Origin of the sequence: Mucilaginibacter flavidus, assembly GCF_024055575.1 — a bacterium.
In the GTDB taxonomy this organism is placed as follows: domain Bacteria; phylum Bacteroidota; class Bacteroidia; order Sphingobacteriales; family Sphingobacteriaceae; genus Mucilaginibacter; species Mucilaginibacter flavidus.
The window spans coordinates 1-15,454 of the sequence record NZ_JAMXOE010000047.1 but is presented as its reverse complement, the minus strand read 5'-3'; the positions used below and the strand labels follow the sequence as shown (position 1 = coordinate 15,454).

The following is a 15,454-nucleotide window of genomic DNA, read 5'->3' as shown; positions in this document are numbered from 1 at the left end:
CGGGAAAATATCCGACAACATTACATAATCATTTTCTTTTTCCTTAGCGTCTTCGGGTAATTTTAAACAATTAAAATCGCCGTGTGGTACTCTTAAGTACTCTGCCTGCCCACCTTCAAAGGGGCCCATTCCGGCGAATCCGTAGGCAGCACCTGCAAAGCCGGGATTCATTTTGAGACAGAAACCAGTAAGTCCGCTTTCACAATTCTTACAATGACCACAGCCAATATTAAAAGGCATACACACCATATCCCCTACTTTAATATTAACAACTGCTTTGCCTATCTCAATCACCTCCCCCAGGTTTTCGTGTCCGAATATCCGACCCGCCTCCATATTCGTCCGTCCCTCATACATATGCAAGTCTGAGCCGCAAATATTAGTGGTGGTAACCTTTACCAGTACATCTGTTGGTTGTTCAACTTTGGGATCGGGCATTTCAGATACCCTGACATCTTTAGGTCCATAATAAACAAGTGCTTTCATTTTTTGCTATTTAAGTGTATAATAAATATTATTGTATACCCATGTCAAGCAGCGTGCCATAAATGTAAATAAATGCTTTTTTATTAACTTCAGAATAAAAAAATTAATTTATAATAAATAAACGACATGCGGTATAATTTTTGCAATGAGTCGGAAAATAAGCAGCGTGTCTATAAACCAAAGTATTTTATAATCAATTTGTAGAATTACAGCAAAGGGAGGCTGTTGGTATTTTTTTAAAAAGGATCTGGCCAATCCTCATAGTAAAATAGCAAAGCCTTTACTGACCAGTACATTAAAAAAGAGGATGAGTGATGCCAGTGACTGACAATTCCTGATGTGGTAGTCCTGACTAAAATATATTGCCAATGTTTTATCTATAAAATCGTTATAATGATAATAGCTTGATCGCCTCCTTATTACCTTGGATTATCGCGAGATCGTTGGCCGAAAGCCCATTTATTTCCAAGATATTTTTATCTGCGCCCTCATTAAGTAACAGTTCCAATAGTACATTCCGGCCAAACATTGCAGCAAACATCAAAGCAGTTCCGCCATTACCATGTTGCTTATTCAGATCTGCGCCATGTTCAATTAATAATTTGGCTATATCCTGATATCCTTTGAATGATACCCCCATCAAAGCAGTATTACCACCGCTATCTGCTGCGTTTACATCAGCCCCGGATTCCAGCAATAATTTTGCAGCCGCAAACTGGTTATTATAGCAAGCGATGATTAACGGTGTATATCCTTTTTCATCACGCTTGTCTACATCTGCCTTTTGGGTGATCAGTTCCTGCAACACTTCCAGATTCCCTTTTCGCGCTGCAGGAATGATCAGTTCATTTATATCGATCATGCGGGCACTTTATCGTTTTTCTCCCGTTCCCAAAAACGGTGCTGGGCAATTGCGTGGATAAATTCTTTTGCTATTGAACCATTTCCGGTTATAACTCCAGTGGTGGCCGGCCCTTTTCCTTTTTTAAGTTTGCTGCCGACATAGGTTTCATTCAATAAATCCAGGCCGTCTCCATCTGCTGCAATAGCCTTGCAATGGCGATAGGCTTCGTTGATAAAATGAATGGCGTCTGCATTGTGCAGCAACCCTTTTGCACCGGCCGGAATGTAAACCGCGTCAAATAAAACGGAGGCAGCAGTCAGAAAACTCATATCTACCTTTACCGCAATCCCTTTCGTATTCTTAATGGCGCCTCCATGAGGCGCGATGATCTTTGTTTGCGCGCCTTCTGCTTCTAGTTCTGCTTTAACGGTGCTTAAAGAATGGCCATCAACGCCATCCGTCGCCAATATGGCGATCTGTCGGGTTTTGATGGTATCTTTTGATGTATTTGACATGCTTAAAGCCGGGGATTTATCAATATTTTGTTTTTGTGGTTTATCCTGATAATCCGCAGGGTTAGCATCAGCGCCATAACTATGATTGAGCGGTTCCTTTGGTTCAGGTACAGCCATGCCTAATCCTTCGGCTACTTCGGCAGCTAATTTGCTACTTACCTTGGTTAATAAGCCCACCATGCGCTCCCGTATAACTGGTGTTTGCAATTTGCCCAACTCAAAACGGAGCGCATCCCGCATATGGTTTTGTTCCGGTTCAGATTGGCTGTTGTAGAATAGAGTTGCCTGGCTGAAAAAATCCATAAAGCTCTTGCTGCGCGCACGCACTTTACGGGCATCTATCCGCTCTTCATAAGAGCTGAACCCACCTTCAGCCACTTTCGCCTGCATCGGACTTCCACCTCCGGTAGAATTGGGGTGATAGCTGGATTTACCAACATTGATTTGCTGACGCATATGCCCGTCGCGCTGGTTATTATGCACCGTGTTGATCGAACGATTGATTGGTATCTCATGAAAATTCGGACTGCCTAACCGGGATAACTGCGTATCGGTGTAAGAAAACAACCGGCCCTGCAAAAGCGGATCATTTGTAAAATCTATACCCGGCACCAAATGCCCTGGGTGAAATGCTACCTGCTCTGTTTCAGCAAAGAAATTATCCGGGTTGCGGTTCAGGGTCATCTTACCAATTTTAATTACCGGTACTAATTCTTCAGGAATCAGTTTAGTCGGATCGAGCAGGTCAAATGGGAATTTGTGCTCATCTTCTTCGGCTACTATTTGTACACCAAATTCCCATTCTGGAAATGCCCCGCTGTCAATGGCCTCATATAAGTCCTGGCGGTGAAAGTCAGAATTCTTACCTGATATTTTTTGAGCCTCATCCCAAGCTACAGAGTGCATGCCCAGCAACGGCTTCCAGTGAAATTTAACAAAGCAGGATTTGCCTTCTGCGTTAATGAACCTGAACGTATGTATGCCAAAGCCTTCCATCATACGCAAACTGCGAGGGATAGCCCGGTCAGACATGGCCCACATGATCATGTGCATGGATTCAGGGGTCAGTGAAATAAAATCCCAAAAGGTATCGTGGGCCGATCCCGCTTGTGGTATCTCATTATGCGGCTCGGGTTTAACCGCATGCACCAGATCAGGAAATTTGATCGCGTCCTGAATGAAAAATATTGGCATATTATTGCCGACTAGGTCATAATTACCTTCTTCAGTATAAAACTTAACAGCAAATCCCCTCACGTCTCTGGCAAGATCGGTTGAACCACGGAATCCTGCAACGGTTGAAAACCGTGTAAACACCGGGGTTTTAATCGAGGGGTCCTGTAAAAAACCTGCTTTGGTATATTTCGCCATTGACTCATAAACCTGGAAATAACCATGTGCAGCTGAACCGCGGGCATGTACGATGCGTTCCGGGATTCGTTCGTGATCGAAATGGGTGATCTTTTCACGAAGAATAAAATCCTCCAGCAACGTGGCGCCACGCTCGCCTGACTTTAAGGAATTATTATCATCATTGATTTTAAGACCCTGATCAGTAGTCATAAATTCACCGCTACTATCTATTGTATCAGGCGCCAGGTTTTCAATTTTCTTATTGTCCGCTGCTGAAATGTTTTTCTTAGCCATAATATTAATTAATTGAAGGAATGTCTAATAACAACTGCACACTATCGCTATTGTTTTCCTTTAATTTAATTATGAGGGAACTTGGATAGCTAACGATATGATTTTTAAAGATAGCGGTTTGCCATAGTATTTATTTCAGGGTGCCAAAGTGCAGTTCAAAATTCACATGATCAAATGGGTGATTTTATTATTTAGGCATATCACTTTTAGTAGATTTATCATCCGCCAGAAGAACCGCCCTGATACGGTCAATATGAACCTGGGATAATTTTGCCCATTCCGCAACTGAACGGGATTGAGGGTCTTTTTGATTCTTCGCAAGCGTAGTTAGCAGGTTTCTTCTCTCTTCAAACATACGGAGTGCTGTCCACATCGTTTCTTCAATTTTTTTGGTTTGATCGGCCAGCAATGAGGCATCAGTATAAGCATGGCCTGTATGGCAACGAATAGCGCAATTTTGATCCCTTATCTATCTTCCATAAGCCCCCTCCGCAAGCAGGACAATTGAACGGTGCTTGTTCACCCAAAGCATTTACTGAAGCCAGGTCACTCAATACTCGTTGAGCAATCAGTGCTTCACGCTGAATATTTTTCGGAATGGTTTTTTGCTTTTCGAGCTTTTTTGCCATTAATTGAACAAGTAAGTGGACATTCCGGAGCTATTGATTACCTCGTTCCGGAATAGCAAACAGTTAATTCCGTAACACTTTGACCATATTAATTTATTGATTATTAATTGCGATTTTCTTAATTGCTTACACAACTCGGTGCTCCAAAGCGCACGGAATAGCCTTGTCAAGCCTCCCGGAATATCCACCAATGGGTAGCAATCCTCCTTATTTTGAAAATTGCCCGGCGGCGGGCTACGCCCGCCCGGAAGAACACCCCTGTTTTCTTATGGTTTGATGATCTATGGTGAAAACAGGGAGTGCTTTGAAGATATTGAAAGGTGCTCAGACTACTTAAAATAAGGCCATTAATAAGGGTTTTTTAATTTTGAATTTAAGGTTAAATTTGGATATAAACCCAATTCAATGTCAGGTCAGAGATATTTAACAAAATCCAAATTAAAACTTGCATTAGAACCTATTTTCTATTAAATAAAACTTAAGCCATAAACTTTTGTTATTTATTATAAGTAATGAATCAATAACCTATTCAGCCTTTACTTTTCGAATAGGAACAGCAAGTTGATTCTGAATTATTTATTAACCAAAAGAGAAATTACCTCATACGCTGGAAATACTGAAATATATTGAATTGATGATCAGAAATTTACCGTTAAATTAGTACATAATTTACAATTGCAAGTATATAAATAGATAATAAATATCGTGAAAGGATTTACTGCCAACATTGAAAAGGAAACTTTGGAAAACAACAGTTTCCGTAAAGTTCTATATACTGCAAAGTATAGTCAGATTGTCTTAATGAGCCTTCAGCCTAAAGAGGAAATAGGCATGGAAACCCATGAAAAAAATGATCAGTTTTTCCGTTTTGAAAGTGGACAGGGTAAATGCATTATAGATGGTAATGAATATGGGGTTAAAAACGGGGATGCTGTTATTGTACCTGCGGGCGCAAAACACAACGTCATCAATACGTCAGATACAGAAGCGTTAAAGCTTTATACAATTTATTCCCCGCCAAACCATAAAGATGGGATAATACGACAAACTAAAAAGGAAGCAGAAACTGTTAAAGAAAAGTTTGACGGTAAAACGACAGAGTAGTTTGATGAAAAACGCTACAAAAGCAATCGTAAATTCAAAAACACTTGACATGGATTCTGATAATATTGTTGGGTATCTGAAGGTAAATTTAACCAATTAAACATGACGCACGATAATTCTTCGGGTTGGGGAATGGGTTGGGGGATGTGGATTATTCCGATTAGCATTGTTCTCTTACTTGTATTTGTTTTACTACACAGACGCAAAAAGTAAACAAAACGCTCATGATGTCGCATGACATCAACAATATTTAATGCCAATTGTGTAATCAATGATAGTGTCTTTAAAAATAGCCAGATAGCAACTATCACTTTTAATAATATAGATACTTACGCTAAAAATAAAGGATTATCTAAAAGATAAGTTTATAAAAAAGCGGGCAATTCATTCTTTGTATCATTCATGAGCATCGCACGAAACATGGCTAATGAGTGTGTACCTGGCATGATACCAGCTAACAAGTACAGTTATAAAATAAATGACGATATACCCAATCCCGGCTTAATAAAAAGCAATTACATATAATTAAAACCAATTTGAAGTTATGAGAAAAATTATGATCACTTTAACTGCCGTTACCTTGAGTTGTAGCGCAATGGCACAAACCAAAATGGCCGACACATCTATGCATAAGATGTCGCACATGTCTATGAGCAAAATGAATCACTCCGCAATGATGATGGACGGTAAAATGATGACCATGATGCATGGTAAAAGCATGCCAATGATCAAAAATATGACTATGACTAATGGCACAATGGTTATGACCGACGGTATAGTCAAAATGAAGAATGGCAAAACTATGATGCTAAAAGAAGGTCAATGTGTAATGATGAATGGTAAGGTTATGAAAATACCAATGAAAAAAGGCATGATGGATGACAAAATGAAGATGTAATTTGGAAGTTCTAAAACCCGGCTAATGTTATAATAATTACTTAATTACTAGTGTTAGAATTGTATTTGGTTTTCTGCAAAGTGGCATAACCCGTCCAGCAAACTGCTTAGTTCTACTCCCTTGTTTGTCAAGGCATAATCCGTCCGCGGAGGTGTGCCGGGTACGTAGGTTTTTTGGATCAGGCCATGCTGTTCCAAAAGTTTCAAGCGGTCAGCCAATATATGGTCGCTGATATGCTCCAGGCTCTCTTTTAAAGCGGTGAACCGTTTATGCCCATCTTCAATACCGAACAGCACTTCGGTCATCCAACGCTTGCTGAGCAGGTAGATCAGTTCATTCAGCGCACACTTTTCTTCCAGGTAAGATTGATTATAAAAATTGGTCGAACTTAATTTTCTTTCTGACATACTAACTTTTTAATGAGTGACTCATAACTGGATGAGTTATTGCAAGGGAATAGCATTCGGTGTTCCTTTGCACCCTTGGTAAATGAATACACAAAATTAACTAAATAAAAACAGATCAACATGAGATACCGAAAATTAGCAAATACAGCGTTAAGGCTTTCTGAAGTTACCTTTGGCGCATGGGCCGTTGGCGGCTGGATGTGGGGTGGTACAGAACGCGGCGATGCGGTGGAAGCGATCAGGGCGTCCTACGACATGGGCGTTACCTCGATAGACACCGCACCTATCTACGGGCAAGGCACCAGCGAGGAAATTGTAGGGGAAGCCATCAAGGGATTGCCTCGTGACCAGATCCAGATCCTCACTAAATTTGGCATGCGCTGGGACCTGAAACAAGGCGAGTTCGGATTCAGCAGCAAGGATAACGATGGAAATGCGATCAATATTTACAAATATGCGGGCAAGGAAAGCATAATTAAGGAATGCGAAGACAGCCTAAAGCGGCTGAGGACCGATTATATTGATCTTTACCAGATCCACTGGCCGGACTCTACGACACCTATTGCAGAAACTATGGAAGCGGTATCCCGTCTCATCGAACAGGGAAAAGTGAGGTACGCGGGTGTTTGCAATTACGACGCAGCACAAATGGCGGAAGCAGAAAAATTTATCAGCTTGGTATCCGATCAGGTACCTTACAGCATGGTCGTGCGTGATATTGAAGAAAAACTCATTCCCTATTGCATGGAGCATGGAAAATCAATTTTAGCATACAGCCCGCTGGAGCGCGGATTATTGACGGGAAAAATGAAACCGGGTCATAGGTTTGAAGCCGGGGATCACCGCCAGGGCCTGTCCTATTTTAAGGGGGAGAACCTGAAAAGGACAAATGCCTTCCTGAACCAGATCAAACCTATTGCTGATGAAAAACAACTGACCCTTGGGCAGCTGGTGATCCTGTGGACCTTGCAGCAGCCCTGCATTACGATCACACTGGTGGGTGCCAGGAATAAGGAACAGGCCGTACAAAACGCTAGGGCGATAGACCAACAGTTAAGCATTGAAGAAGTAACAGCGATCACCGGGTTTCTGGATCAACTGGAACTGATCGCTTAAAACTAAAAATATGGAATATATAAGATTCGGAAATACAGGCATCATGGTTTCCAGGCTTTGCCTGGGAACCATGACCTATGGTAAGCCCACCGAAAGGTGGCCCTGGGCGCTTAACGAAGAACAAAGCCGCCCGTTTATCCAAAAAGCACTTGAACTGGGCATCAATTTTTTTGATACGGCGGATGTCTACACGGGTGGAGCCAGTGAAGAGGTGGTAGGCCGGGCGCTGAAGGATTTTGCCAAACGCGACGAAATCGTACTGGCCACGAAGGTATTTAACCCGATGGGTCCCGGCCCCAATGATAAGGGGCTTTCCCGTAAGCACATTATGAGCGCTATAGATGCCAGCCTCAAACGGCTGGGTACCGACTACGTGGACCTTTACCAGATCCACCGATGGGATTATCATACGCCGATCGAAGAAACCATGGAAGCGCTGCACGATGTTGTTAAGGCAGGGAAAACCCGCTATATTGGCGCGTCTTCCATGTACAGCTGGCAGTTTGCCCAGGCACAATATACCGCCGACCTGAACAGCTGGACCAGGTTTGTATCCATGCAGCCGCATTATAACCTGCTCTACCGCGAGGAGGAACGGGAGATGATCCCTTTTTGCGTAGATCAAAAAATCGCCATAATTCCCTGGTCGCCACTGGCGCGCGGCCTGCTTACGGGTAAAAGGACAAAAGAACGCAACGAAACCGAGCGGGCTAAAACGGATGCTTTTGGCAAAAAATTGTATGGCGAGGAAACGGACTTCGTCATCATCGAAAGGGTGAGTGAAATAGCCGAAAATAAAGGCTTACCTGATTCCCAGGTGGCTTTAGCTTGGATGCTGAGCAAACAGGCCATTACTGCGCCTATTATCGGTGCCAGCAAGCCCGGTCATCTGGAAGATGCGGTTGCTGCCTTGTCTGTAAAATTGTCCGGTGAAGAGATCAGGCAGCTCGAAGAATTGTATCAGCCTCATCCGGTACTGGGATTTGAATAAGGTCGCATTATAAAAAATAACCAAAGCGCCCCGCCTATCCAGTTAAGCCTGGTCTCGCTGCTGATCGGGGGGCTAAGTATCGGCATGACCGAATTCCTGATGATGGGTTTACTGCCGGATATTTCGCGCACGCTGAGTATTACCATCCCCGAAGCGGGCCACCTTATATCGATCTATGCCCTTGGCGTGGTGATCGGCGCACCGATAATGGTTGGCCTGGCCGGTCACTATCCACCCAAAAAAGTATTGATAGGCCTGATGCTGATGGTATTCGTTTTTAACGGGCTTTTTGCGGTGACGCCCAATTATGCTTTACTGCTGACCGCACGGTTCTTGGCGGGCCTGCCGCATGGTGCCTTTTTTGGTATTGGCGCGGTAGTTGCCAGTAGGCTGGCTGCGCCCGGAAGGGGAGGCGCGTTCCGTAGCGGTTATGTTCGCCGGTTTAACTGTTGCCAATATCATCGGCGTTCCTTTGGGTACTTTTATTGGCCATAATCTCAGCTGGAGGCTATCCTTTGGCCTGATCGCCTTATTTGCTTTGATCGCCGTTATTTGTATCCGGTTATGGATGCCCGTATTGCGGCCGGACAAATCAAAGAGCTTTAAAAGTAGCCTGGCTATTTTTAAGAAAACAAATCTGTGGCTGGTGATCGGCATTTCTGCGATCGGCACGGGCGGTTTTTTTGCCTGGATCAGCTATATCGCGCCGGTCATGACCCATGTGGCTGGTTTCGGTGGAAATATAGTTACCATTATCATGGTTATCATAGGCCTGGGTATGGCCGCAGGAAATTTTGCCGGTGGCCGTCTCGCAGATCGGTTTTCTCCCTTGGTCACTACTGCTGTTTTGTTATCGGCAATGATTTTCGTTTTAACCGGCTTCGCATTGATCAGCCGTTACCAGTTGCCCGTGATCGTCATGACCTTTTTGACCGGAGCCATAGGATTCGCGGTTATTGCGCCCATGCAGATCCTGATCATGCAGGTTGCAAAGGGTGCCGAAATGCTGGCCTCCTCCGTCCTGCAGGCTACCTCTAATTTTGGTAACGCTTTGGGTGCCTATCTGGGCGGATTGCCGATAGCGGCCGGATTGGACTACACGTCGCCGGAGTATGTTGGTTGCGGCTTGGCCTTTTGCGGCCTGTTGTTTTGCCTTGTGCTAATTAGGCGAAGAAGTGCTGTAGAACGTTAGTAACATGAAGTTCAATAGAATCAAGAGCCATCGCCAAAATGCGTCAATACAAACCTGTTTTTTGCAATGCTGTTAAAATGCATATAACAACTATCGTTAATGAACCACATACAGCATACCGATAAAAAAAGAATCCTGCCGGTATGTAATATGATCATCAATGTCCAGCGTTATGATTTCCGCAGTCATTCGGTCTTTGACCCTTCGGTATCAATATCAAGCCCAACCCTAATAACCCGATATGGCGCAAGAAAGCCGTCGTCTATACCTTGCTTTAGTGAATAGGTATAAACAGGTTCACCAAAATATTCTGTATTACTTGTTTCTTTAGTTTCTTTCGGGGTGGCGGTTAAGCCTCCATGATATTTTTAGTATTTCATAGCGTTGCCGACAAATAAATTTTCACACTTGATTGGTAGATTGTTATTGAGTAAATTAGAGTTATGCAAACAGAGAATTTTCAGATAGCCATTGGACAAGTCAACGTACAAACTTTTGAGGTGCGGGACTATATCCATCACGAAAAGGATAAATGCAAATTTGAAATTTACAAAAGTGGGCAGCTAATTTTGAGCCTGGAGCCTGATGGGGATTTTTTGCGGATATGCAAAAACCCCGGTGAACTGGATGAGGAAACCATTCACCTGATTTGTGATAAGATCGAATCTTATCATTTATGAAATTCAATTTTTATTATATAGCGTATTGAATGGCGGGTAAGTCTTCATAAGTAAATGGCGTTGCCGGTTCCAAAGTAACTAAAAACTCTTTCGCAATAGTACAGGCATCCATTTGTTTCGCCGGGAATTGCGATAGCGCTATCTCTGTTATTCTTTCATCATTCAGGTCGCCAAACATCCATTCATAAGCCAAATCATCGTTAAGTATTGTTGGAATACGTTTTTTAGAGTTATGAACCTGCTGCATGAGTGGCTTGGCCTCGGCAGTTGTTACTGATACAGTTTGCACGATTTCACCCGTATGTTTGTCTGTCCATTCCTGCCAAATACCGGACATATAAAAGTATTCCTGATTTTTTACAGATATGTAATAGGGATTGAACATCCTTTTATTCGTCCGCTCGATAGCACTCAAAAAATATCAAAGCAGTCTTAAAAAGAAATTTGGACGCTTTTAAAGTATCAAGTTTGCAATTCATACATAATAATAGAGCTTATAACCCTTCCGGGCTTAATTGCCTGACCATATATGCATCGACCAGGGAAAAGTTTTCTTTGTGAACTTTTTTTTGTTTTAAGGCAACAATGAATAAGTAAGACTAATTTGTTTCAATTATAAAAATCATATCTGTTTAGGCGGCTGTAATTTCTTTTTTTAAAAAAAAAAGTGTTAATACATTTACCAATGGTCTTTAAAGTATAATCATCGAGGTGATCTTCATTGCGCTGCATCCATTCGTCAGCTAATTTATAAAGCATAACCTCTGTTTTATCCTCAAAACTTACCCGCCAAACTTTCCAAGTCTTATAAACGTTGGTGGTAATAAACATAAGCCGTACAACTCCGTTGGTTTGCAAAATTTCAAAGTTTATTTCAGAATAGTTAATTAAATAAAAATTAAATTGTATGCTTTAAAGGAAAATTGTATGCTTTTGTAGCCGATGGATTGCGCATCATTCGATCTAATAACAAATTAATTCGTCTCTAAACAATTCTTTTCGCTCGGTTGCTGTCAAATTTTTGCAGTATTTAGTTTAGCAAAATCGTACTAAAAGAAAGCCCGGAAATAGGTTATTACCGGGCTTTATGAAGAAAACTACATTTTGTTCATAGTGCCTTTCATCATGCCTTTCTTCATAGGCATTTTCATTATTTTACCGTCCATCATTACACACTGCCCTTCTTTTAACATCATAGTTTTGCCGCTTTTCATTTTGACAGTACCGTCGGTCATGACCATAGTGCCGTTGGACATGGTTTTAGTTTCTGTCATAGGCATACTTTTACCATTCATCATGGTCATCATTTTGCCATTCATCATCATGGCACTGTTGTCCATTTTTTGCATGCCCATATGATCCATTTTGTTAATGGATGTATCCGATATCTTTGTTTGTGCCATTGCGCTACAACTCAATGCAACTGCAAACATGGCAATTAGTATTTTTTTCATGGTTTTATAATTTGGTGTATGTTATGATTCATAAATTTCGAGCCACAAATATTAATCGTGATTAATAGTAGCATCTTACCTATCCCTAATCAAAAAAAGATTAATTTTGAGTAATTGGCTCGTGGTGGGCATGACAGGCATCTGCACAATCTTTACATGCCTGGCCACATTGCTTGCAATGTTCATACTCATGTTTACCACATTCTGCGGCGCACATCCTGCAAATTTCTTCGCATATTAACAGGTATTGATGACCTATTTCTGAATCGCGTTTTAATAATCGTGCTGCCTGGATACAAATGTCTGCACAATCCCGGTCAAGGCTGATGCAACGGGCCATCATTTTAACATCGTCTTCTTTTAAGCAGAAGGTAGCACAGTTCTCACAAGACAAAGCGCAATTTAAAAGCTTTTGAATAAGCTCATGGTGATTTTGATGTAACATAATTTTTATTTAAGTGATTAATATATCATTGTTCTTACTAAAATAATCATAGTAAAACGGCTCGGTATTTTAAAAATCAGATAGGGCGATTAATTGGCTTTTACCTTTTTCAAGTTTTGCCTGCCGTCTCTGATCGAAATAATTTTACCCATAACAGCATTTTTTGCCAAATTTCTGGCGATAACAATCATCCACGGCAGCAACTTTCCATTTTGCTGGATATAAAGATCAAAGGAGTTCCAGATTTTAATAAAGGTTTGCTCAAGGACAGCTACCGCTTCTTTTTTTTCAGGAACAATGCGGATGATCACTAACAATAAAACCATAGCATACCTGTCATATAGAAATTCAGCACCCGTTCTGCTTTTTAACGAAATCAGTCGGATTAATTCTGCATCATTAGGTCCGGGTTTTGTAATAATCATTTTCTGTAATTCATATAACCAGTGTGTCTAAAATGATGCCATTAAATATTCCAATTTAAATTATACCATTCCCGAAGTTGTAGGTGAAAGTTTTATCTATTGATAACATGCTATGAGCAACAATAAAATACTCATTTACAGAAATATAGTTGTACGTTTGATTTCACCCATTTTTGTCCTCTTTTAAGAATTTTTAGATTCTAATACCGCTCTTTAAAATCCTGTCCTATGAAAGCTAACCCCCACCATATTATTGCTATCGGTGCCTCTGCGGGCGGCATGGAAGAGATCAATTCTTTTTTTGATCATACGCCCTTAGATGGTGTATCTTACGTTATTGTACAGCATTTATCTTCCGATTTTAAAAGCAGGATGGTTGAATTACTGGCCAAACACAGCAAGCTTGTTGTTGAGGAAGCTAGAAATGGCATGCAGGTAAAAAGCAACCAGGTGTATCTTATCCCCAGCGATAAGTTCATGACCATAAGCGATGATACATTATATTTAACAAGCAAAGAAAAAGCTCCGGGCCCTCACCTTACCATAAATACATTTTTTAATTCACTGGCGGCAGATTGCGGTACAAAAGCTATTGCCGTAGTGCTTTCCGGTTTAGGCAGTGATGGCACCTTAGGTATAAAGGCTATCAAAAAGGCAGGTGGAATGGTGATAGCCCGTAACCCGGAAACAGCAGAATTTGCCAGTATGCCCTCTAATGCCATCGCCACCGGTATGGTAGATTTTATTTTGGAACCTGAATTAATGCCAGGTGCTATTGAAGATTATGTAAAACACGAGCTGGAATTAATACCTGATACCGCCGACGACCAAAAAAATTTGGAGGCTATTATACATCTTATCAATGAACAGCTACCGCTTGATTTTTCGGATTATAAGCAAACGACTATTTTAAGGAGAATCAAAAGAAGAGCGAGCTACAATAATTTCACCAAATTAGAAAATTACATTGACTTTTTGAAGGCAACACCAATGGAGATATCCGCATTGGCCAAGGATTTTTTAATCAGTGTTACTTCATTTTTCAGAGATAAAGAAGCCTTTAACTTTATTGATACGATTTTTGTATTTTAAAATTGATTGCCATTCTTATTAATGAAGATGCACTTTGCTTACAATGTATAGAAAATATGATTAATCAGGATCAAAAAATAAAAAAACTCATTAAACTAAATGATGAGTTAGAGAATTACTTTAGAAACACGATCATACCTCAATTATTCGTTGACAGGAATTTAATTTTACGGAAGTTTACACCTCCGGCAATGAAACAGTTTTCCCTAAAAACTGACGATGTTGGCAAAAATATAGATGATATAAAAGATAATTTCCGTTTTCCGACTATTGTGGAGAATATCGTGCAGGTTATCAATTGTAATGAAATTTTAGAGAAAGAAATTCAAACCACAGATTCACGATGGTACCAGATGAACATTATCCCCTATGTTATTACCAAGACTAAAAAAACGAACGGGGTAATTATCACATTTGTAGAGATAACCGCGCGAATCAAAGACTTAGTTAATCAGGAAATGCTCATTGCCGATCATGAAACCTTGCTGGACACCATATCCCATGACATTAAAGGTCCACTAACCAGTTTAATACTAACTATCAATCAACTCAAAAAGGTTTCTACCGATAAGTCCAAAGCATTTTTATTGCTTTTTGGAATTTTAGAAACTTCCATTAAAAAAATGCAGATCCTTATAACAGAGTTGACTGATGCGGGCAAATTGAAACATAAATATAAAGTAGAGGAAGAGCTTATAGATTTTGAAAATATTCTTGAGGATGTTCGTCTTACCCTGGCTGGAACAATTATGGAGTCCAGTGCTATAATCGAAACGGACATTAAAGTATCCCAGGTACTGTATTCAAGAAGAAAATTAAGAAGTATCGTATATAACCTAGTGAATAATGCCATAAAGTTTCATTCGCCTGATTGCGCTCCTGAAATAATGATCAGTACAAAAAAAGAAAAGAAATACGTTGTAATCAGTGTAAAGGATAATGGAATTGGCATAGCGGAAAGCAAGCATAAAGAGGTGTTTTCGAAATATGCTCGTGTCGGCAATACCGTCGAGGGATCAGGAATAGGTTTGTATCTGGTTAATGAAATAGTAACAAATTCCGGCGGCAAAATATTGATAAAAAGCGAGTTAGGAAAAGGTTCTGAATTTAAAATTTACCTAACTGCCCAATAAATTAAATTTTTTTATAGATACACATTGATCGACGCACTTTTACTAATTCATTCTTGAACCTTGAATGCACCGAGCAGTTCACGCCCTAAACTAATCAAAACAATATCATCGGTTAACGCTTCTGTTGAGGAGCAATCATCCCCTTCTGGTGATATTTTCATTAAAGGAATAGGATAATCAATTAATGTTATCATTTAAACAGACCAATTCTGTATTAAATTAGACGAGGCAGTATTAGTCCATAACTGGATTACCTAAAATTGGCAATTTCGCAAATTTAAAACTTCAATGCTTGTAAAACCAAATTCCTGAACAACCTTACCTGCCATAAAATAACACCCCGCTCCTCTGAACGGATAAGCGGGTGTAGAATTTGGAAAATGGACGGTATCAAAA

At 40.7% G+C, this 15,454-nt stretch carries 20 protein-coding genes; 9 read left to right on the top strand and 11 right to left on the bottom strand.

Annotated elements, in window-relative coordinates; genetic code table 11:
• The 5 genes from NAF19_RS30120 to NAF19_RS30100 form a co-directional block, all read right to left on the bottom strand.
• A partial coding sequence (locus NAF19_RS30120) for an alcohol dehydrogenase catalytic domain-containing protein (RefSeq protein ID WP_252794143.1) occupies positions 1 to 486 on the bottom strand: 486 nt, incomplete at its 3' end.
• A gap of 388 nt (positions 487 to 874) precedes the next feature.
• Positions 875 to 1,348: an ankyrin repeat domain-containing protein gene (locus tag NAF19_RS30115; protein WP_252794142.1), complete on the bottom strand. Its 474-nt coding sequence runs from the start codon at positions 1,346 to 1,348 to the stop codon at positions 875 to 877.
• Entirely contained in the window at positions 1,345 to 3,492 is a 2,148-nt protein-coding gene (locus NAF19_RS30110; protein ID WP_252794141.1) for a catalase, read from the bottom strand. Before NAF19_RS30110 ends, NAF19_RS30115 begins: the two co-directional genes overlap by 4 nt.
• A 187-nt stretch (positions 3,493 to 3,679) precedes the next feature.
• Complete coding sequence (locus NAF19_RS30105; RefSeq protein ID WP_252794140.1) at positions 3,680 to 3,901, bottom strand: hypothetical protein; 222 nt, start codon at positions 3,899 to 3,901, stop codon at positions 3,680 to 3,682.
• A gap of 7 nt (positions 3,902 to 3,908) precedes the next feature.
• A complete protein-coding gene (locus tag NAF19_RS30100) occupies positions 3,909 to 4,121 on the bottom strand; it encodes a hypothetical protein (protein WP_252794139.1) in 213 nt (70 codons plus the stop codon).
• A 705-nt stretch (positions 4,122 to 4,826) separates the two neighbouring features.
• On the opposite strand from NAF19_RS30100, the gene NAF19_RS30095 reads away from it, so the two are divergent.
• Positions 4,827 to 5,225: a cupin domain-containing protein gene (locus tag NAF19_RS30095; RefSeq protein ID WP_252794138.1), complete on the top strand. Its 399-nt coding sequence runs from the start codon at positions 4,827 to 4,829 to the stop codon at positions 5,223 to 5,225.
• Between the two features lie 580 nt (positions 5,226 to 5,805).
• The gene (locus NAF19_RS30090; RefSeq protein ID WP_252794136.1) at positions 5,806 to 6,123 is read left to right on the top strand and encodes a DUF6799 domain-containing protein; all 318 of its coding nucleotides are present in this window, start codon (positions 5,806 to 5,808) and stop codon (positions 6,121 to 6,123) included.
• 53 nt (positions 6,124 to 6,176) lie between these two features.
• On the opposite strand, the gene NAF19_RS30085 is transcribed toward NAF19_RS30090, so the two are convergent.
• Entirely contained in the window at positions 6,177 to 6,530 is a 354-nt protein-coding gene (locus tag NAF19_RS30085; protein WP_252794134.1) for a winged helix-turn-helix transcriptional regulator, read from the bottom strand.
• A gap of 120 nt (positions 6,531 to 6,650) precedes the next feature.
• Between NAF19_RS30085 and NAF19_RS30080 the strand changes: the two genes are divergently transcribed.
• From NAF19_RS30080 to NAF19_RS30060, 5 genes are all read left to right on the top strand, one after another.
• A complete protein-coding gene (locus NAF19_RS30080) occupies positions 6,651 to 7,646 on the top strand; it encodes an aldo/keto reductase (RefSeq protein ID WP_252794133.1) in 996 nt (331 codons plus the stop codon).
• 10 nt (positions 7,647 to 7,656) lie between these two features.
• On the top strand, positions 7,657 to 8,637 hold the full coding sequence (locus NAF19_RS30075) for an aldo/keto reductase (RefSeq protein WP_252794132.1): 981 nt from the start codon (positions 7,657 to 7,659) through the stop codon (positions 8,635 to 8,637).
• Positions 8,638 to 8,721: 84 nt separating this feature from the next.
• Positions 8,722 to 9,132: an MFS transporter gene (locus NAF19_RS30070; protein WP_252794131.1), complete on the top strand. Its 411-nt coding sequence runs from the start codon at positions 8,722 to 8,724 to the stop codon at positions 9,130 to 9,132.
• Positions 9,068 to 9,829 carry an MFS transporter gene (locus tag NAF19_RS30065; RefSeq protein ID WP_252794130.1) on the top strand — a complete coding sequence of 254 codons (762 nt, stop codon included), beginning with the start codon at positions 9,068 to 9,070 and terminating at the stop codon, positions 9,827 to 9,829. The genes NAF19_RS30070 and NAF19_RS30065 overlap by 65 nt, the downstream gene beginning before the upstream one ends.
• A 443-nt stretch (positions 9,830 to 10,272) precedes the next feature.
• The gene (locus NAF19_RS30060; protein ID WP_252794128.1) at positions 10,273 to 10,509 is read left to right on the top strand and encodes a hypothetical protein; all 237 of its coding nucleotides are present in this window, start codon (positions 10,273 to 10,275) and stop codon (positions 10,507 to 10,509) included.
• Between the two features lie 13 nt (positions 10,510 to 10,522).
• Here the strand turns inward: NAF19_RS30060 and NAF19_RS30055 are convergent, their stop codons facing one another.
• The 4 genes from NAF19_RS30055 to NAF19_RS30040 all read right to left on the bottom strand — a co-directional run bounded on the left by NAF19_RS30055 (position 10,523) and on the right by NAF19_RS30040 (position 12,833).
• Positions 10,523 to 10,894, bottom strand: coding sequence for an SOS response-associated peptidase family protein (locus NAF19_RS30055; protein WP_252794127.1), 372 nt, complete (start codon positions 10,892 to 10,894; stop codon positions 10,523 to 10,525).
• Positions 10,895 to 11,606: 712 nt separating this feature from the next.
• Positions 11,607 to 11,963, bottom strand: coding sequence for a DUF6799 domain-containing protein (locus NAF19_RS30050; protein WP_252794126.1), 357 nt, complete (start codon positions 11,961 to 11,963; stop codon positions 11,607 to 11,609).
• A gap of 100 nt (positions 11,964 to 12,063) precedes the next feature.
• Positions 12,064 to 12,408, bottom strand: coding sequence for a four-helix bundle copper-binding protein (locus tag NAF19_RS30045; protein WP_252794124.1), 345 nt, complete (start codon positions 12,406 to 12,408; stop codon positions 12,064 to 12,066).
• Positions 12,409 to 12,497: 89 nt separating this feature from the next.
• Positions 12,498 to 12,833: a hypothetical protein gene (locus tag NAF19_RS30040; protein ID WP_252794123.1), complete on the bottom strand. Its 336-nt coding sequence runs from the start codon at positions 12,831 to 12,833 to the stop codon at positions 12,498 to 12,500.
• A 228-nt stretch (positions 12,834 to 13,061) separates the two neighbouring features.
• On the opposite strand from NAF19_RS30040, the gene NAF19_RS30035 reads away from it, so the two are divergent.
• Both NAF19_RS30035 and NAF19_RS30030 read left to right on the top strand, forming a co-directional pair.
• Positions 13,062 to 13,925, top strand: coding sequence for a chemotaxis protein CheB (locus NAF19_RS30035; protein WP_252794122.1), 864 nt, complete (start codon positions 13,062 to 13,064; stop codon positions 13,923 to 13,925).
• A 2-nt stretch (positions 13,926 to 13,927) separates the two neighbouring features.
• Positions 13,928 to 15,058, top strand: a complete 1,131-nt coding sequence (locus NAF19_RS30030) for a sensor histidine kinase (protein WP_252794120.1) — start codon at positions 13,928 to 13,930, stop codon at positions 15,056 to 15,058.
• Positions 15,059 to 15,105: 47 nt separating this feature from the next.
• Here the strand turns inward: NAF19_RS30030 and NAF19_RS30025 are convergent, their stop codons facing one another.
• On the bottom strand, positions 15,106 to 15,252 hold the full coding sequence (locus tag NAF19_RS30025; RefSeq protein WP_252794118.1) for a hypothetical protein: 147 nt from the start codon (positions 15,250 to 15,252) through the stop codon (positions 15,106 to 15,108).
• Positions 15,253 to 15,454 lie beyond the last annotated feature (202 nt).